The sequence below is a fragment of the Marinomonas sp. KMM3893 genome (genome assembly GCF_004352855.1).
Classification (GTDB): Bacteria; Pseudomonadota; Gammaproteobacteria; order Pseudomonadales; family Marinomonadaceae; genus Marinomonas; species Marinomonas arenicola.
This window is the reverse complement of the sequence record NZ_SJSC01000002.1, coordinates 102,948-121,851: the sequence shown is the minus strand read 5'-3', so window position 1 is coordinate 121,851 and position 18,904 is coordinate 102,948. Positions and strand designations below refer to the sequence as shown.

At 46.6% G+C, this 18,904-nt stretch carries 16 protein-coding genes; 8 read left to right on the top strand and 8 right to left on the bottom strand.

The genetic code is table 11. From position 1 onward, the window contains the following. Positions 1–42 precede the first annotated feature (42 nt). From atpG to E0D71_RS05040, 3 genes are all read left to right on the top strand, one after another. The gene (gene atpG / locus E0D71_RS05050; RefSeq protein WP_133002235.1) at positions 43–903 is read left to right on the top strand and encodes a F0F1 ATP synthase subunit gamma; all 861 of its coding nucleotides are present in this window, start codon (positions 43–45) and stop codon (positions 901–903) included. A 28-nt stretch (positions 904–931) separates the two neighbouring features. Then, positions 932–2,308 carry a F0F1 ATP synthase subunit beta gene (atpD, locus tag E0D71_RS05045; protein WP_133002234.1) on the top strand — a complete coding sequence of 459 codons (1,377 nt, stop codon included), beginning with the start codon at positions 932–934 and terminating at the stop codon, positions 2,306–2,308. Between the two features lie 61 nt (positions 2,309–2,369). Then, entirely contained in the window at positions 2,370–2,786 is a 417-nt protein-coding gene (locus E0D71_RS05040) for a F0F1 ATP synthase subunit epsilon (RefSeq protein WP_133002233.1), read from the top strand. Between the two features lie 90 nt (positions 2,787–2,876). On the opposite strand, the gene E0D71_RS05035 is transcribed toward E0D71_RS05040, so the two are convergent. Further along, positions 2,877–3,617: a helix-turn-helix domain-containing protein gene (locus E0D71_RS05035; protein WP_133002232.1), complete on the bottom strand. Its 741-nt coding sequence runs from the start codon at positions 3,615–3,617 to the stop codon at positions 2,877–2,879. 131 nt (positions 3,618–3,748) lie between these two features. Here E0D71_RS05035 and tcdA point away from each other — a divergent pair, with 131 nt between their 5' ends. Beyond that, positions 3,749–4,528, top strand: a complete 780-nt coding sequence (gene tcdA / locus E0D71_RS05030; RefSeq protein WP_133002231.1) for a tRNA cyclic N6-threonylcarbamoyladenosine(37) synthase TcdA — start codon at positions 3,749–3,751, stop codon at positions 4,526–4,528. 53 nt (positions 4,529–4,581) lie between these two features. Next, positions 4,582–5,037 (top strand): hypothetical protein, encoded by a 456-nt coding sequence (locus E0D71_RS05025; RefSeq protein ID WP_133002230.1) that lies wholly within the window; start codon positions 4,582–4,584, stop codon positions 5,035–5,037. A gap of 21 nt (positions 5,038–5,058) precedes the next feature. Here the strand turns inward: E0D71_RS05025 and E0D71_RS05020 are convergent, their stop codons facing one another. Together E0D71_RS05020 and E0D71_RS05015 are read right to left on the bottom strand one after the other, a co-directional pair. Further along, positions 5,059–5,454, bottom strand: coding sequence for a SufE family protein (locus tag E0D71_RS05020; protein ID WP_133002229.1), 396 nt, complete (start codon positions 5,452–5,454; stop codon positions 5,059–5,061). Beyond that, positions 5,447–6,664, bottom strand: coding sequence for a cysteine desulfurase (locus E0D71_RS05015; RefSeq protein ID WP_133002228.1), 1,218 nt, complete (start codon positions 6,662–6,664; stop codon positions 5,447–5,449). Before E0D71_RS05015 ends, E0D71_RS05020 begins: the two co-directional genes overlap by 8 nt. Positions 6,665–6,905: 241 nt before the next feature. Between E0D71_RS05015 and E0D71_RS05010 the strand changes: the two genes are divergently transcribed. After that, positions 6,906–8,450, top strand: coding sequence for a GntR family transcriptional regulator (locus tag E0D71_RS05010; protein WP_133002227.1), 1,545 nt, complete (start codon positions 6,906–6,908; stop codon positions 8,448–8,450). On the opposite strand, the gene E0D71_RS05005 is transcribed toward E0D71_RS05010, so the two are convergent. The 3 genes from E0D71_RS05005 to E0D71_RS04995 all read right to left on the bottom strand — a co-directional run bounded on the left by E0D71_RS05005 (position 8,447) and on the right by E0D71_RS04995 (position 10,954). Further along, positions 8,447–9,073 (bottom strand): DsbA family protein, encoded by a 627-nt coding sequence (locus E0D71_RS05005; protein ID WP_133002226.1) that lies wholly within the window; start codon positions 9,071–9,073, stop codon positions 8,447–8,449. The genes E0D71_RS05010 and E0D71_RS05005 overlap by 4 nt on opposite strands. 181 nt (positions 9,074–9,254) lie before the next feature. Then, complete coding sequence (locus E0D71_RS05000) at positions 9,255–10,451, bottom strand: amino acid aminotransferase (protein ID WP_133002225.1); 1,197 nt, start codon at positions 10,449–10,451, stop codon at positions 9,255–9,257. A gap of 308 nt (positions 10,452–10,759) precedes the next feature. Then, positions 10,760–10,954 (bottom strand): hypothetical protein, encoded by a 195-nt coding sequence (locus E0D71_RS04995; RefSeq protein WP_133002224.1) that lies wholly within the window; start codon positions 10,952–10,954, stop codon positions 10,760–10,762. A 184-nt stretch (positions 10,955–11,138) separates the two neighbouring features. Between E0D71_RS04995 and uvrD the strand changes: the two genes are divergently transcribed. Both uvrD and E0D71_RS04985 read left to right on the top strand, forming a co-directional pair. Further along, on the top strand, positions 11,139–13,352 hold the full coding sequence (gene uvrD / locus E0D71_RS04990) for a DNA helicase II (protein WP_133002223.1): 2,214 nt from the start codon (positions 11,139–11,141) through the stop codon (positions 13,350–13,352). A gap of 255 nt (positions 13,353–13,607) precedes the next feature. Continuing rightward, entirely contained in the window at positions 13,608–14,669 is a 1,062-nt protein-coding gene (locus tag E0D71_RS04985) for a Gfo/Idh/MocA family oxidoreductase (protein ID WP_133002222.1), read from the top strand. Between the two features lie 121 nt (positions 14,670–14,790). Here E0D71_RS04985 and E0D71_RS04980 read toward each other — a convergent pair whose 3' ends face one another. Together E0D71_RS04980 and putA are read right to left on the bottom strand one after the other, a co-directional pair. After that, positions 14,791–15,474 (bottom strand): 1-pyrroline-5-carboxylate dehydrogenase, encoded by a 684-nt coding sequence (locus tag E0D71_RS04980; protein WP_133002221.1) that lies wholly within the window; start codon positions 15,472–15,474, stop codon positions 14,791–14,793. A 22-nt stretch (positions 15,475–15,496) separates the two neighbouring features. Continuing rightward, a complete protein-coding gene (gene putA / locus E0D71_RS04975) occupies positions 15,497–18,619 on the bottom strand; it encodes a bifunctional proline dehydrogenase/L-glutamate gamma-semialdehyde dehydrogenase PutA (protein WP_133002220.1) in 3,123 nt (1,040 codons plus the stop codon). Between the last annotated feature and the right edge of the window lie 285 nt (positions 18,620–18,904).

Below are 18,904 nucleotides of genomic sequence, written 5' to 3'. Positions count from 1 at the left end.
TTGCAGTTTGTGAAATAACATTCTCACAAGGGCAGTTCTATTATGGCAGTCGGAAAAGAGATACGTACTCAGATTTCGAGCATTAACAATACGCGTAAAATTACTCGTGCTATGGAAAAAGTAGCAGCAAGTAAGACGCGTAAAGCTCAGGATCGTATGGCCGCTTCTCGTCCGTATGCGGAACGAATTCGCCAAGTAGTTGGTCATTTGGCCAACGCGAATCCTGAGTATAAACACCGTTACCTTACCGAGCGTGAGGCGAAGCGTGTTGGTTATATCGTAATCTCTTCTGATCGTGGTTTATGTGGTGGTTTGAACTTTAATGTGTTCAAAGCAGCATTAAAAGGAATGAAACAGCAAGCTGACGCTGGTGTCGAAATTGACATCTGTGCGATTGGTGGTAAAGCCGTAACATTCTTTCGTAACTACGGCGGAAACGTAACAGCAGCCTTCACCGGTTTGGGTGATGCACCTAAAGCAGACGACTTAGTCGGTAGTGTGAAGGTGATGCTTGATGCATTTGATGAAGGTCGCATTGATCGTCTTTATGTGGTTTCAAATGAGTTCGTGAACACCATGACTCAGACCCCTAAAGTCGAGCAGCTTTTGCCATTGAAAGCAGAAGAGAATACAGAGTTAAAGCACCACTGGGATTACATCTATGAGCCAGAAGCCGTTGAAATTCTAAACGAGTTATTGGTTCGCTACATTGAATCTCAAGTATATCAATCTGTCGTTGAAAACATTGCGTGTGAACAAGCAGCTCGTATGCTTGCTATGAAGAACGCAACCGACAACGCAGGCGATATCATTGATGAATTGCAGTTGGTGTACAACAAGGCTCGTCAAGCAGCGATTACTCAGGAAATTTCTGAGATAGTCAGCGGCGCGGCAGCGGTTTAAGGTATTTAGGTATTAAGAGGATCCGAACATGAGTAGCGGACAAATCGTACAGATTATCGGTGCGGTTATCGACGTGGAATTCCCACGTGATAATGTGCCAAAAGTATATGATGCCCTTACCATCGAGGGTAAAGAGTTGGTGTTGGAAGTTCAACAACAACTAGGCGACGGTGTTGTTCGTACCATCGCCATGGGTTCCACTGACGGCATGAAACGTGGCTTGATTGTTGAAAACACAAACAAACCCGTTTCTGTACCAGTTGGTACTCAAACACTAGGACGTATTATGGACGTTCTAGGTAATCCAATTGATGAAAAAGGCCCAATTGGCGAAGAAGAGCGTTGGTCAATTCACCGTGCTGCTCCTTCTTATGCTGATCAGTCTTCTAGCAACGAATTGCTAGAAACAGGAATCAAGGTTATCGACCTTGTTTGTCCTTTCGCGAAAGGTGGTAAAGTTGGTCTGTTTGGTGGTGCCGGTGTAGGTAAAACCGTAAACATGATGGAACTTATCCGTAACATCGCAATCGAGCACAGCGGTTACTCTGTATTCGCTGGTGTTGGTGAGCGTACTCGTGAAGGTAACGATTTCTACCATGAGATGACGGATTCGAACGTAATCGATAAAGTATCTCTTGTATACGGTCAAATGAACGAGCCACCAGGTAACCGTCTTCGTGTTGCTTTGACTGGTTTGACTATGGCTGAGAAATTCCGTGACGAAGGTCGTGACGTACTTTTCTTCGTAGATAACATCTACCGTTACACGCTTGCTGGTACGGAAGTATCTGCATTGCTAGGTCGTATGCCATCTGCGGTAGGTTACCAGCCTACACTTGCTGAAGAGATGGGTGTTCTTCAAGAACGTATCACCTCTACTAAGACTGGTTCTATCACGTCTGTCCAAGCGGTATACGTACCTGCGGATGACTTGACTGACCCGTCTCCAGCAACAACCTTCTCTCACTTGGACGCAACCGTTGTATTGTCTCGTGACATCGCATCTTTGGGTATCTACCCAGCGATCGATCCTCTTGACTCTACTTCACGTCAGCTTGACCCTCTGGTTATCGGTCAAGAGCACTACGACGTAGCACGTGGCGTACAAATGGTATTGCAACGTTACAAAGAGCTTAAAGACATCATCGCAATCTTGGGTATGGACGAGTTATCTGAAGAAGATAAGCAAACGGTTAACCGTTCTCGTAAAATCCAGCGTTTCTTGTCTCAGCCTTTCTTCGTAGCAGAAGTCTTCACTGGCGCACCAGGTAAGTATGTTTCTTTGAAAGATACTATCCGCGGCTTTAAAGGCATTTTGGATGGTGAGTTTGATGACCTTCCAGAACAAGCGTTCTACATGATTGGTAGCATCGACGAAGCCGTCGAGAAAGCTAAGAAACTTTAACCATCACGCGAAGCAAGAGCGTTTAGGCGTTCTTGCTTAGTCTGACTAAGAGAGGCAACTTATGGCTATCACAGTACACTGCGATATCGTAAGCGCTGAACAAGAGATCTTTAACGGTACCGTTAAATCTCTTGTGGCTGCAGGTGATTTTGGTGATCTGGGTATTATGCCTGGTCATGCGCCATTATTGACGACTCTGCAACCAGGTCCTGTTCGTGTGGTTAAAGAAAATGGTGACGAAGAGATCATCTTCGTGTCCGGTGGCTTCCTAGAAGTTCAACCGCACCGTGTCACCGTCTTGGCCAACACGGCCATTCGTGCAAGAGATCTTGACGAAGAGGCGGCACTAAAAGCGAAGCAACATGCTCAAGAGCTTTTAGCCAACCAAAAACCTGATGTTGACTATTCTCGTGCAACAGCGGAATTGGCAGAAGCCATGGCTCGCTTGCGTACTATCCAGCAGTTCCGCCATCAATAAGCGAAACGCTAGATCTGAACAGTCTAAAAAGCAGCCCTAGGGCTGCTTTTTTTATGTCTTGTAAAAGACGAATGAAAGTACAGAGAAGGGTTACAGCATCTTCCAAAGCGTATCAAAGATGATTTGTTGAGCCTTGGCGATGTCTTGAGACTCTAGTACGACAGCGGAAGGGAAGTTGTTGCTGGCGAGAGAAATAATCGCACACTTAGGCGGATAGATTGCAATGTAGCTGGCGTCTACCGGGCCTTCGGTTTTGATCCACTTACGTTCTGATAATTCCGCTTCTTCACCACCTTCTCCTAATGCGATGACTTTTACGTTAATGCCTAGCTTTACACGTTGTTTGGTGTAGTTCGGAAACGGACGATATAGGTAAGGGCGAATCGGTTTAGATGAAAACACGCAATATTCTTTATGGTCTTGTTGCGATACGACGTTTAAAATGTCGCGCAATACCCACTCTATGCCATCGTCACCCTCATAATAGCGAACGTCAGTATGGTGATAATCCGGCTGCTGTTGGCTTAAATTGGGAATGATAGTGCTTTTGAGTGACTCAATGGTTTTGTCTAATTGGAGGCGTTTGTCTTCCGCGAGACTGAGTAAAATATCTGGATTTTCCGCCATAAAAAAGCGGCGTTTCCCTTTTGGAAAATAACTGATCACCCCTTTGCTCTGCAATTGTTTAAGCGCTTCATAGGCGGTACCACGGTTAATACCGCTGTGTTCGGCTATGTCTCGAATAGACGAAGGTCCAAGCTTCAACAAAGTTTGGTAGAGCTGTGTTTCTCTCGGGGTGAGACCGAGTTGTTCAAAAGCATGTTGGATCATAAGAGTCACAAAAACCAAATATCAATAGTAGGGTGCAGAATACTCGCCCGTTTATGTTGGTGTAAAGGCATGGAACAAGACATTTAATAAGTGATAAAACGCAAAGCACTGTGTTTTGCGAGGAGTAGAAAGTGACTGACGATCAACGATTTGGCGGAATTCGCCGTTTATATGGTGATGCGGCCTACCTGACTTTTTCTCAAGCACACGTCTGTGTGGTGGGCATTGGTGGCGTTGGTTCGTGGGCTGCAGAAGCCTTAGCGCGCTCGGGTATTGGTAAAATTACGCTTATCGACATGGATGATATTTGTATCACCAACACCAATCGCCAAATTCATGCATTAGACGGCAATATCGGCCAATCAAAAGTGGATGTGATGAGCCAACGTATTGGCCTGATTAATCCAAACTGTGAAGTAACGGCGGTAGAAGACTTTATTACCCCTGAAAACCTCTCTGAGCTGCTTGCAGAGCAATTTGATTACATTATTGACTGCGTTGATAGCATTAAGCCAAAAGCCGCTCTAGTGGCTTGGTGTAAGAGCAACAAGCGTTCTGTTATCACGATTGGTGGTGCTGGCGGACAAACCGATCCAACCAAAATTCAGACCGCGGATCTGGCAAAAACGATTGGCGATCCATTAGCGGCGAACTTGCGTAATTTTTTACGTCGTTATTATAACTTCAGTCGAAATACCAAACGCCGTTTTCACATTGAATGTGTGTATTCCATTGAGCAGTTGAACTACCCGCAAGGCGACGGCACGGTTTCTAAAACGAGACTGAAAGGGGATACAGAAACCAAAATGGGGTGTGATACGGGTTTTGGTGCAAGCACCGCAGTGACCGCTACTTTTGGTTTTGTTGCGGTGTCAAAAGTGCTCGAAAAATTAGCAAAATCGGACCAATAAACCTTTAATATTTCTTATCTATATTGATCAATCCATTGTGAAAGAGACCGACTATGAGCTTGTCAGAAACAACAAAACCCACCGTAATCTATGGTGAAAAAGGCGCGAATCTGTCTTTTCGAATTATTCGTTATGCACTGATGTCTTGCTTGCCATTGCTGGCGGTGTGTATTTACGTGAACAACTATTTCTTGATCGCCCCCGTATTATTGTTGATAGGCTCACGCTACATGACAGCAAAGTACTGGAAAAACACACCTTATGTGGTGTTTAAAAATGAGCTGTTTGAGGTTAAACCGTCAAAAGTTACCGTTGTAAAAGCGATTCACTACAAAGACGTGGTGAGTATACAAGAGCACAAACGTGCTTGGTCCGTGGACTACAAAGACAACGGCAAGGAAAAACAAGTGGTGATTGTGAAGTTTTGGCTAACACCCGAAGGCATTGAGCGTATTCGCACGGAGCTGGATCGCCATGTATCTAGCGTGGTAATGCCTTTTCAGCCATAAAGAAAAAGCGAGTAGGCGATGCTAGGCTTGCAGCGCCTGTAAAATCGCCAACACACCATTACTGCGTGAGCTAGTGAGATAGCTGGAGAGGTTCAGCTCGGCTAGCTCAGCTTTTAAGTCTTTTTCTTGTATGGCTTGCTGCGTTTTTCCGGTCACCAGGCTGATGACCGCGACGAGCACGCCACGCATTAGCTTGGCGTCGCTGTCGGCTCTGAAATAGCGACGTCCAGCGTCTTCTTCTACGATTAGCCAGACCGCGCTTTCACAGCCTTTGATTTTATTGTCTTCTGTTTTCTCTTCACCTGATAAGCGCGGCAACGCCTTACTCAAGGTAACCAATGCTTTAAACGTTTCTTCTTTGCTGCGGCAGGCTTGCAGCTGTTGTTTAACTGTATGTGGTGTCGGAAAATCAGTCATCGCCTAATATCTCAATAGCTTCTAGTAAAACATCGCAGAATTGATCCGCTTCTTCGAGTGTATTGTAACAAGCAAACGAGGCTCTTAACGTACCACTGACACCTAACTGTGCCATTAATGGATGGGCACAGTGGCTGCCCGCTCGAACCGCGACGCCCTTGCTATCTAGGTAAGCGTTTAAATCAATGGTATGAATATTGGGTACACTTAACGACACCAATGTGGTGTTCTTCTCTGGTGAATAGAGCTCGATACCACCTTCTTTGATGAGCCGAGTGTAGACGTGATTGGCGAGTTTTTGTTCCCATGCTAATAATGCGGGCCTGTCTTGTTGGGTAAGAAACTCACAAGCAGCAGCAAGGCCGATGGCACCTTCTATATGAGGTGTGCCAGCTTCAAGGCGATAAGGTAACAGGTTAAATTCAGTCGCTTGATAGGCCACATGACGCACCATTTCGCCACCCGTTTGGTAAGGGATTAAAACCTCTAATGCCTGACTCTTACCATATAAAACCCCAATGCCCGTTGGGCCATACATCTTATGGCCGGAGAAAACGTAGAAGTCACAATCGATGTCTTGTACGTCCACAGGGTAATGGGCCACGGCTTGAGCGCCATCTACTAGGGTAAAGGCATGGTATTTTTGGGCTTCTGCAATCATGGTTTTTAATGGCGTGCTTACGCCGATGGCATTGGAAACCTGAGTCGCAGCAAAGATGCGGGTTCTGTCGGTAAAGTATTTCTGATACTCATTTTCCCATTCGCCATTCGAGGTGAGAGGCAGTACGCGCAACCGTGCTCCGGTACGAAAAGCCAGCTGCTGCCAGGGAACAAGATTGGCGTGATGCTCAAGGCTGGTAATCAGAATCTCATCGTCTTTTTGTAGTAGGTGCTCTAGACCATAAGCGACCATATTAATCGCTTCTGTGGCCCCTTTGCTCCAGATAACATGGCTGTTTTTTGGGGCATTAATAAAGTGCGCTAAACGCTCTCTGGCTTGCTCAAAATGATTGGTGGCTCGGTCGCTGAGAAAATGCGCACCACGATGAACATTGGCGTTAAAAGAGCGATAGTAGTCTTGGATAGCATCTAAGACGAACAATGGCTTTTGCGTTGTTGCCGCATTGTCGAGGTAAGCCAACGGGTACCCATACGCCGTTTGCTGAAGAATGGGGAACTGGTTGCGCAAGGTATAAGAATCAAAAGCCATAGACAGTCTACTTTTTGCGTTGCTGGTGGTCTTAAATAAGCGTGTTGCAGCACGCATTAGTGTTAGGTAAAAGCCTAAAAAGCGCCAATACTGCTGTTAACTTAATGAAATTGTACCTTAACTTCCTAGGGTCATTGGGAATTATTGGTATTTTACTTGCCTTTTTTGCTTGTCTTTTTTGATAACCCCCTTACTCTTTGATAACAGATAGTAGATGACAAACTAGAAAAGGTACAAAGCGGTGGCGGATTTTTTATACAAAGGGGTAGTGGACTGGTTTTTAGATCAAGTCTCACAAGAAGCGATTGCACCTGGTGATCGCATGCCCTCGTTACGAGCGTTGGCTAAGCAGCTTAGTCTTAGCTTAAACACTGTGATCCATGGCTATGAGATATTAACGGAAGAAGGTTGGATCGAATCTCGACCTAAATCTGGTTACTTTGTTTGTCACCGGAGCGATATTAAACCGGCGCTTTTATTGGCTGGCGAAGCATTGCGTAAATTAACGCCTGTAGGCAGTAAAGCGGCGTGGTCTTGCCTTGCCCACCGCGGTGCCTTGGTCGATCAAAGCGATGCTTTCCTAGCGTCTTCTGTGCGTTCCGAAGAAGTGGATATACCCGTTTTAGGAAAGGGCCACCTGACTGTCCGTGAAACCGTCAGTGAACACCTCAAAGGGTTAGGGATTAAAAATCACGCCTCGCAATTATGGTTGGGGCATTCCCCCTTGACCATGCTGACACAAAGCATTCAAACACTGACTCAGCGTGATGACACTGTGTTGGTCATTACGCCTTGCGATCCTCGTTTAGCATCTACATTACAAAGTTTGGGCCGCCAAGTGATCAGCATAGCGGCTGGAGACCGAGGTGTGGACCTTGATCTAGTGGTTCGCTGTTTGCAGGAAAATGAAATAAAGCTGCTGATTTTACCTGGGCAGTTTGCCTTCCCTGCAGGGCTTGCGATCAGTAATTTAAGCTTGCGTCGCTGGGTGGCCATTATTGATGAGCTAAAACTGCCAACCATTGAATGGGATCTGTGTTCGCATTTGGCGCATCGAGCAGGCTCGCTAATGACCTATAAATCGTTAGATTCGTCCGATCATATTGTTTATATCGGAGGAGTAGAGACAAAAGGGGTAAATCGTTCTGCTGGCTGGTGTTTGCCAGGTCGCCATCAGAGTGCGTTAGAAGGCGCATTTCTGTCGGTGGACATGGCCTTGAGCGATGCCCAGCAACACGCCTTGAGCGAGGCGTTATTATCGACAGGAAAACGCTCGTTAGTGCGTCGAGCTCGTCAGGTTTGGGCCAATTCTGAGCGTATAAAAGCGCACCTTGAAACCCATTTACAAGGGCAAGTCAGTTTTGCCGCTAGTAAGGGAGGAATCGGACTTTGGATGAAGTTAAAGGCGCCACTAAATCAACAGGATATGACAGCATTACTGGCCAATTACCGCCATGTTATCGTGCCAGGTCAGTTGATCAGTGACGAGCCAGAGGCAGATCACTGGATGGCGATTAACGTTACCTTAGATGATATAGAGCCACTGGCTAAAAAACTGGCTGAACGCTTGTCTTTGAAGGCCAAAAGCGGACCAGAAACCAACCTAACAAACACCGCTGACAGCGCTAAATCTGAACCTCTGGATCGTCCTGAAAAAGCGATAAAAAGCACGCCTTTAACGGATTCTGAGGCAGTCGATAAAAAAGAGGACAGAAAACACCATGATGCGTCTGCTAATCCTCTTTATAACCCAATGTTGGATCTGATTAACCACGATTTTGGCTAAGCGAGCGCCTTTTTAATGGCCGCTAGCATGGTGGTTGAATCTTGGTAATCCAATGGAATAGGCGTTAGGTGATCTCCCAGCAATAAGGCCAGAGAAGGGAATGAATTCAAGCCCAAATGACGCGCTTGATTGATTTCCTGCTCTAGCAATTTTTCATTTTTCACATGGGCCATGGCCTTTTCGAATCCGGCTGCTTTTAAACCAATGTGTTCGGCACACGCGGTTAGTGTGTCTAGGTCTGATGGGTTCTGCGCGTTAAGATAATAGGCTTCTTGGATCGCATGGTACATCTCATCTTCAAGGTCTGAATCTCTGGCGACCAGGCAAGCGCGGCACGCAGGATAGGTCGAGCGACGAGGCTGAGCATTGCGCCAAAAATCAAAGTTAAAGGTCGTACCAAGAGACGCACTAATGTGCTGCCAGGTTCCTTCTAGCTTGGCTTTCATGTCTTCTGACATGGGCGTGTCTGAATCGACGGCTAGCCCACCTAACATAGGCTGAATCGAAAGCTGCTTCGAATCGATTAAAGGTTGCAGGCTTTTTTGCAGTTTGGTCCAAGTAGGGCGAAATCCCCAACACCAACTGCACATAGGGTCATAACAGTAAATTAGTGTGGCTGTCATAGGTGATTTCCATCAAAAAATGAATAAAAGAAAGCCTTCAAGGCTAACAGCCTGACTCTTCACTGAACAGTATTTTTTTGCGTAATTTACCCGAAGAAAGACATTAAAAAAGGCCATTTTAACATGGTTAAAATGGCCTTTTAAGTGGCGTTATTTCACTCTAGGTTCGGTGAAATTCGCGCTAGTCTTTGAGAATCGCCGCGATCGCATCGCACAAAGGATCCATGTTTTCATGGGTCATTCCAGCGACGTTGATACGTCCAGAACCCACAATATAGATACCAAAGTCTTTGCGAAGCTGAGCCACTTGATCTGGTGTCAAACCTGAAAAAGAGAACATGCCGCGTTGCTTAGAAATAAAGGAGAAGTCTTGTGTTACGCCTTTAGTTCGCAGTGTATTGACGAACAAGCTGCGCATCTCATGGATACGAGAACGCATGCTTTTCAGCTCCATTTCCCACAAACTACGCAGCTCTTTGCTGTTAAGAATCTCAGCGACAATGGCAGAGCCATGGGACGGTGGATTCGAATAGTTCGTACGGATGCAGCGTTTCACTTGAGTGAAAGCCGCGTCGGTTTGTTCTGCGGTTTCGCAAACAATCGTCAAGGCGCCAACGCGTTCGTTGTAGAGGCCAAAGTTTTTCGAAAAGGAGTTTGCGATCAACATTTCAGGAACATGTTCAAGGAAGGTACGCAAGCCTTTAGCGTCTTCTTCAATGCCTTCACCAAACCCTTGGTAAGCGAAGTCAAACAGAGGCAAGAACCCTTGTTTGCTGCAAAGCTTGGCCAATTGGTACCACTGTTCTGGTGTTGGATCTATGCCAGTCGGATTATGGCAGCAACCATGAAACAGAACCACGTCGCCAGCAGGCACTTGAGAAAGGCTGGCCAGTAAGGCTTCGAAATCCAAGCCTTTGGTGTTGGCATCGTAATAAGCATAGCTGCCGACTTCCAAACCAACGGATTGGAAAACCGCTTGGTGGTTTGCCCATGTTGGGTTACTGACCCACATGGTGGCTTCTGGCAAATGTTTTTTAATGAATTCTGCTGCAACACGAAGTGCACCAGTACCACCAGGTGTATGGGCGGTCTGTGCAAGTTGTTTGGTAATGATGTTGTGTTCTTCACCAAACAGAAGTTTTTGTACCGCTTGTCGATAGGCTGGTGCGCCTTCGATACTTAAGTAGCTTTTTGTTAGTTCTTGGTTCAACAAGCGCTCTTCTGCTTGTTTTACCGATTTTAATATCGGCGTAGCGCCTTGTTCATCCTTGTATACACCCACACCTAAATTGATCTTATTGGGATTTAGATCATTACGGAAAGCGTCATTTAGGCCAAGAATAGGGTCTGCAGGAGCAGCTTGGATATGTTCAAACATGGTGACTCCCCAAAAGGGTTATTTGCTGTTTTTATTATCGGTTAAAAGATCAGAAATCAGGGCGTATGGTACTCCAACACAGACATAACCGCTATAAAAAGGGAGCAAAGAAGGGCGAATAGGCAGTGTCTTTCTGTTGTTTTATATCAATACTTAGTGCGTTTTTGAGCGTAAAAAAAAGCGGCCAAGCAAAAATCTTAGCGAAAAAGAGAGCATCGCTGGAAGAAAAGGTCAGCGAGCTTGAGCAGCAGATAGGGTGTCTGCTGCTTAATAAATTACTTTTTTAGTGAGACAATTGAAAAAGCGTCTTACTCGTCCCACCCGTCAGAAATCGCTTGGTGTAAGCGTTTTTCCTCTAAATGCTGTTCAATGGCACGACGTGCTTTTAGCATGCGTACACTGTCTTCCTTTTGATTACGTTCGCTTTTTTCCTTCTCTAGGCTAATAGAAGCGTGAAGGATGTCGGTTTTTACTTCAGTCAAAGTTTCAGAAATATGATTCATCGCTATACCCTTTGGCTAATTCGATGACACTGAAATGCACAGATCACTGTCATCGACTGTTGAAAAAAGTCAAAATAGACAGACAACTCGTTTTCAAGTTTATAAAAAACGCTAATCGATCAAAAATCAACCTATTTTTGCGCTTTTTTATGACAAACATATTAAATAATTACGGCGGAATGTAATGGACGTTTCTTTTATCCTCGACTCGTTAAATGATAAACAGCGTGATGCAGTGGCCGCACCATTGCAAAATAGCCTAGTACTCGCGGGGGCAGGATCTGGTAAAACTCGCGTATTGGTGCATCGCATCGCGTGGTTAATGCACGCCTATGAATTGTCGCCTTATAGCCTGATGGCGGTGACCTTTACCAATAAAGCCGCGCGTGAAATGCAAGGGCGTATTGAAGAGCTTGTTGGAGTGCCACCACAAGGTATGTGGGTGGGAACGTTCCACGGTTTAGCCCATCGATTATTGCGTGCCCATTGGCGTGATGCTGGTCTGAAAGAAAACTTCCAGATCATGGACAGTGACGATCAATTGCGCTTAGTGAAGCGCATCATGAAATCCATGAATATTGATGACACTCGCTGGCCGCCGAAGCAGGTCTGTTGGTTTATCAACGCGCAAAAAGACGAAGGCCGACGCGCAGCCCATGTGCCAGACAGCCACGACCCTTTTTCGAAAGGCATGCGAGAACTTTATTATCATTATGAAGAGGCGTGTGAAAATGGTGGCTTGTTGGATTTTGGCGAGTTGCTGCTACGCGCCCATGAGTTAATGCTGACGAACCCACCATTGTTGCGTCATTATCAAGAGCGCTTTCGCCATGTGCTGGTGGACGAGTTTCAAGACACCAACACCATCCAATATGCCTGGTTACGCGTTATGGTTGGTGATCAAGGCACTATTACCGCGGTGGGGGATGATGACCAATCCATTTACGGTTGGCGTGGCGCAAAAATCGAAAATATTCAAAACTTCACTAAGCATTTCAAAGATGTACAAACCATTCGTCTGGAGCAAAACTATCGCTCGACGGGGCATATTTTGAATGCCGCCAATGGCTTGATCAAAAATAACGACGATCGTCTTGGCAAAGAGCTTTGGACAGAAAGTGGCGAAGGGGACCCTATTTCTCTTTATGCTGGCTTCAATGAGCAAGACGAAGCGCGTTTTATCATCGGCATCATTAAGCAATGGCGCGACAAAGGCACGTCGCTGAGTGATATGGCCATTTTGTATCGTTCCAATGCGCAATCCCGAGTGCTGGAAGAATGTTTGGTGCGCGAACAGATTGCCTATCGCATTTACGGTGGTCATCGATTTTATGATCGTCTAGAAATCAAGAACGCCTTGGCGTACGCCCGTTTAGCGCTTGATCCAAATGACGATGGGGCGATGGAGCGAGTCGTCAATGTGCCGCCTCGTGGTATTGGTGAGCGCAGTATTGGCACCTTGAGAGAAATGGCTCGTGATGAAGGCTGCTCTATGTGGCGAGCCGCGCAAATGATTGTAGAGAAGAGCTTGATGCCGGCTCGCGCAACCAATGCCATTAAGTCTTTCTTACATTTGATCGAAGGTTTAAACACGACGGTTCAGCAACCAGACCTCAACTTAAATGACATCTTTGAGCAAATCATTGAAGAAGCAGGTTTGATCCCGTTCCATGAAAAAGAGAAAGGTGAGAAAGGCGAAGCACGCATCGAGAACTTGAAAGAGTTGGTCGGCGCGGCAGGTGGCTTTAGCTGGAGTGATGAAGACGAAGAGTTCAGTTCGCCCTTGATGGCTTTCTTAGACAAAGCCGTATTAGACGCTGGCGATGCGCAAGCGGATGAATACCAAGACGCGGTGCAATTGATGACTCTGCACTCTGCGAAAGGCCTGGAGTTCCCTCTGGTGTTCTTGACTGGGGTGGAAGAAAATCTGTTTCCTAGCAAGATGTCCTTTGAAGAGCCGGGTCGCCTCGAGGAAGAGCGCCGACTTTGCTATGTGGGCATCACTCGCGCGATGGAAAAACTCTACATCACCTACGCAGAGTCTCGTCGTTTGTTTGGCAGCGAGTCTTTCAATAGCCCATCGCGCTTTATCAAAGAGATCCCAGTCGAGTGCTTAGAAGAAGTTCGCCTGCGTTCACAAGTGAGCCGACCTGTTTCTATGCAGCGTCCTGATTATCAGACAGAGAAAAATCGTCTGCAAAACAGTACGGTACTGAACAACTTCAAAGCGCCAGAAGTGAATGTCAGCATGGGAGATCGGGTTAAGCATCCGGTGTTTGGGGAAGGCTTGGTCATCAACTACGAAGGCCAAGGCCCACAGGCTCGTGTGCAAGTGAACTTCGATGACGAAGGCAGCAAGTGGCTCGTCTTGTCGTTCGCTAAATTGGAAGTTTTGTAGCTTCGGTGTAGATGAAATATCTCCTTGTCTGATTTGCTTGCGCTTGCTTCGCAAGCTCAGCGCAAATCAGACAGCGAGATAATTTAAAAAAGTCTGCAGGGTCTTTTTTCCTGAATAAACCCCTTACTCGCTCTCTTCCCTCCATTCTTTAGCTACTAAGTCCAGAGTGTTGGGCTATTTCTTTGCTTACAGCAAATTTCATTTATTGCCTGTAAACTGTTTATAACAATAAAGAGTAAAAGGAAGAGGTAGAGCATGGCAATTCGTGTTGGTTTGATTGGTTTCGGCTTATCTGGGCGTGTTTTTCACGCGCCGTTTGTGATCAATGATCCTGATATGGAGATGGCGTATGTGTGCAGCTCTAAGGTAGAAGAGGTGCACACCGCGCTGCCAGAAGTGACTGTAGTATCGACAGCAGAGGCGGTTTTTACCGCTTCTGATGTGGATCTGGTGGTGATTACGACACCGAATGCGTTGCATTTTGAGCAAGCCAAACGTGCGCTCGAAAGCGGTAAACATGTGTTGTTAGAAAAGCCATCGGTAACGAGTGTGAGCCAGATCGAAGCGCTTTGCTCCTTAGCCAAGCAGCAAGGTTTGGTGTTTTGCGTGTATCAGAATCGTCGCTTCGATGGGGATTTGCAGCGCCTGAAAGCCCTCATTGATGGCGCAGAACTGGGTGAATTAAAGCACCTAGATTCTCGTTTTGACCGCTTTCGGCCTCTGGCTCAAGCCCGTTGGCGTGAAGAGCCTGGTGTGGGGACGGGGATTTTCTGGGACCTTGGACCGCACATATTAGACCAAGTCTTGTTTCTTTTCGGCGCGCCAAAATGGCTTCATGCGAGTATCGATTGCCTGCGAGAAGGCTGCCAAACACACGACTGGTTTGAGCTGGAGCTAGGCTACGACGATAAGCGCATTCGTTTAGGATCAACGCCATTTGAAGCAGGTGACATGCGTCGTTTTAATGCGCGTTTTACACAAGGCAGTTGGCAATGTGTGGGGTTAGACCCACAAGAAGAAGCGTTACGTGCTGGGCAAATGCCCTGGCAGTCTGAATTCCCCTCACAAGCCGCACAGCAGCATAACACTCGTTTTGTCGCCCACACTCAAAATGACATAGAAACGTTCCAAGAGTCCGCCACACAGGGCGACTACGCGGCTTTTTATCGTCAATTAGGCCATGCCATTGCCGGTAAAGGTGATGCCCCTGTTTCCATGGAGCAGGCTTGCCAACTTATTTATGGCTTATGTTTAGCGGAGCAATCCGCCGAAACCGGCCAGCGAGTGGCTTGGGATTACACACCAAGATTAGGCTAGCGCTGTTTTTCAAGACAAAAAAAACCCTCTTTCGAGGAAAGAGGGTAAATCAGTTCAATAGGGAGGTCTCTATTGAAAAAGAAACTTTGACTCAGAGACATGGGTCTCTGAGTCGTTTGCATTACTCGTCTAAGCTACCCAATTCAAGCAAGGTAGCGTTACCGCCGATTGCTGTGGTGTTGATAGAGATAGCGCGCTCTGTAACAAAGCGCAAAATGTAATGCGGTGCCGCAATAGTCGTTAAGTTCTGGCTGTCATTTTCAATGACTAGCTGACAGATCAAGCCGCTTTTTGCTGCTAGGCGTTGGTTTAATGCTTGCGCTTCTGCGTCATCACACAAAATGGCGATGCCCGCTAGGTTATTCGCTTCAACGATAGAATCTAGTGCTGATTCTGCGATGTTTTGAATCACACCTTCAGGAACCGACGTGGCGATTTTATCCATGATTTCTTGGCCTTTAGGGCCCACGGTGATGACTGGGTTACCCGCAATCAAGGCCGCAAACACTTGACCAACTAAACCAACGATAGCCGCTTTACTGTCATCGTTAGAAAGACATAGGAAAGCACCACGACCTTGAGTAGAAAGCTCATTGCTTTCACCTGTTGGTCCTACCATAGTTAACGTTTCAGCGATTTCACGCTGAGCGTTGTCGATCTGCCAAACCGCCATTTTACGTTGCGCTTCAGGGAATAGGGTAAGGGTGCGAGCTAAATGCTCGTCACGACCTTCTACACCTAGAGAATCCCATGCTTCAAATACTTTGTCTGCTACTTGAATTTGAACAGGTTGTACGATTGTCATTGCCTTGTCTCCTCTGCTCGCCTTAAAGTTGCTTTTCAATAGCGAAGCGTTGTAGATAATGTGGACCGCCCGCTTTAGGACCGGTACCTGATAAGCCTTGGCCACCGAATGGCTGTACACCAACAACGGCACCAACTTGGTCGCGGTTAATGTACAAGTTACCAACGCGAGCGCGACGTGCGATACGTGCACATGTCGTTTCATTTCGGCTGTGAACACCCATGGTCAAACCAAACCCTGAGTTGTTGATGGTATCGATGATCTTATCTAGGTCTTTCGCTTTGTAGCGAACCACGTGCAAGATAGGACCAAATTTCTCATCCGTTAGCTGATCAATAGTGGCAATTTCAAACGCAGTAGGTGCAACAAAGGTTCCTTTGTCAGCAAACGTCGGCAATGCGGTTTCGCCGATCAATTTGCCTTCTACTTTCATACGTTCAATGTGCTCAAGCAACATGGCTTGGGCTTTTTTGTCGATCACTGGACCCACGTCTGTGCTGTGTAGGTAAGGTAAGCCAACAGATTGTTCTTGCATGGCGCCTTTGATCATCGGAATAACTCGATCAGCGATGTCTTCTTGAACAAACATAACACGCAGAGCTGAACAACGTTGACCAGCAGAAGCGAAGGCGGAACGCACGGCATCACGAACGACTTGCTCAGGCAGAGAAGTAGAGTCGATTAGCATGGCATTCTGACCACCTGTTTCTGCGATAACAGGAACCGGTGCAACACCACGAGCTGCCAAGGTACGGTTGATCAATTGTGCTGTGCCGGTTGAACCTGTGAAGGCCAAACCTGCAATGCGTTTGTCGCTTGTGATTGGCGCACCAACGGTTGCACCGTCACCTGGAAGTAGGTGAAGTACATCAGTAGGAACACCGGCTTGGTGCATCAATTCAACCGCACGAATCGCGATTAAGCTGGTTTGTTCAGCCGGTTTCGCCACCACTGTGTTACCAACAACCAATGCCGCTACAACTTGTCCAGAGAAGATCGCCAATGGGAAGTTCCAAGGGCTGATACAAGTGAAGACACCACGACCTGTCATTTGAACGCTTTGTTCTTGACCTAGGTAGTTAGTAAAGGTGTGAGGCGCTGCGAAGTTGCTGCGCGCTTGTTGCGCGTAGTAACGGCAGAAATCCACGGCTTCACGAACTTCGTCAATACTGTCCTGAATGGTTTTACCCGCTTCACGATGACAAAGCGCGATTAGCTCTGGGTAGTTTTCTTCCATTAGGTCGGCAGTTTTGTCTAAGCAATCAGCACGCTCAGAGGCAGGACGTGCAGACCATGCAGGGAAAGCCGCATCCGCTAGATCAATGGCTTTAGTAACCGTTGCTGCGTCCGCCCAGTCGATTTGACCCGCAGTTTCACTGTGGTCATATGGACTAGTAATGGTATGTGTTTGGCCTGTTTCTACTTTTTCGCCACCCACGATAGGGAAAGCACGCCATTGAGTGTCTTGCGTCATGAAGGCATCAATTTTGGCTTTAAATGGACCCCAATCAGATTCGATCTCGATGTTTGGACCAAACGAGTTTTTGCGGTCTTCAAACATGTCGATTGGCAGTTTGATGTTTGGGTTCGATAGAGACTTGCGGCCTTCTAGCGTTGTTACTGGGTGATCTACCAATTCAGAAATCGGGCAACGAGCATCGATCAAACGGTGAACGAAAGAGCTGTTGGCGCCGTTTTCTAGTAGACGACGAACCAAGTAAGGTAGCAAATCTTTATGGCTACCTACTGGTGCGTAGATACGTACACAGATGTCATTGCCTTTGATTAGGCTGTTGTATAACGCATCGCCCATGCCGTGAAGGCGTTGGAATTCGTATTCTTGCGTGGTCGCACCTAGCTCTTGTGCTAAGCAGCTGATGGTCGCAATTGTGTGTGCGTTGTGGCTCGCAAACTGCGGGAAGATGTTCGCGCGAGTGTGTTCGCTCAATAGGAAACGGGCACAAGCCAAGTAAGAAGTGTCTGTCGCTTCTTTACGAGTGTAAACCGGGTAACCATTGATGCCACGTTGTTGGCAAAGTTTGATCTCAGAATCCCAGTAAGCGCCTTTTACAAGACGAACAGGGATGCGGTCACCTTGTTCTTTAGCCAAAGCGGCAAGCCAAGCGAGAACAGGTAGCGCGCGTTTTGAGTAGGCTTGAATAACCAAACCAAATAAGCCCCAGCCACGAACACTTTCGTCACGGTACAGTTTTTCGAACAGGTGAAGAGACAGTTCAAGACGATCTGCTTCTTCTGCATCGATAGTAATACCGACGTTCAATGCACGTGCTTTCGTGATAAGGCCTTTTACGCTTTCGAACAACTCAGTCATCACGCGTTCTTCGCTGCCCACTTCGTAACGTGGGTGCAGTGCAGACAGTTTGATGGAGATGGTTGGGCGGTAGCCTTTGGTGTACGTATCACGACCAACGGATTCAACCGCTTGCTCGTAAGACTTTAGGTATTTGTCTGCATCTGCAGAAGTTAGTGCGGCTTCACCCAACATGTCGAAAGAGTAGGTGTAACCTTTGTCACGGTAGCTTTTGCCACGAGACAAGGCTTCTTCGATGTTGCGACCCAGTACGAACTGATGTCCCATGATTTTCATCGCTTGGTTCATCGCTTTACGAATCACTGGCTCAGAAACACGGTTTACCATGCGGTTTACTAGGTTGGCTGGTGTGCCATCGCTTTTTTCGTCCATAGTGACGATTTTGCCGGTTAGCAAAAGTCCCCATGTTGACGCGTTAACGAAGAAGGAATCAGAGTTTTTAGCGTGAGAAGCCCAATCGGCCACACTTAAACGGTCTTTGATGAAAGCATCTGCAGTGGCTTTGTCTGGCACACGCATTAGTGCTTCGGCCAAACACATCAGCAAAATGCCTTCTTTTGTGTCTAGGCTGTATTCCAGCAACAAGGCGTCGATCATAGACATGCTGTCATCGTCTTTACGCACTTGTTCGATCAATTGTGTAGCAGCATCCGTGCAGGTTTTTAGCGCAGCGTCAGTCGGTTTAGCTAAAGGTAATAATTCGTTTAACCACTTTTCCTCATCCGTATTGTAAAGAGGAGAAATGAGCTGCCACAATTCGTTTAGTGGTCGCTGAATGAAGTTGGGTTGTAATACTTCAATTGCTTTAAACATGGTCGGATTCTCCCGCTACAAATCAAAAAGCCGGTTGGCTTTTTTTGATTAGACCGTGTGTTGTTATAGAGCATCAGGCGATTTTTTGCTTTTTTATTAACGGTTCATTTTTACTGTTAATTTTCAAAAAATTGCATGTCTGGATAATGGACACACTTTAGTGACAGAGTGTAGAAACTGTCTTTCGAAAAAGTCGGTTTTTTTTATAAGAAAATCCGATTTTAATGGAAGAAAACGTACATCGCTCGATAACTGTGCAAAAACTGTCGCTAAAATGATCGAAAT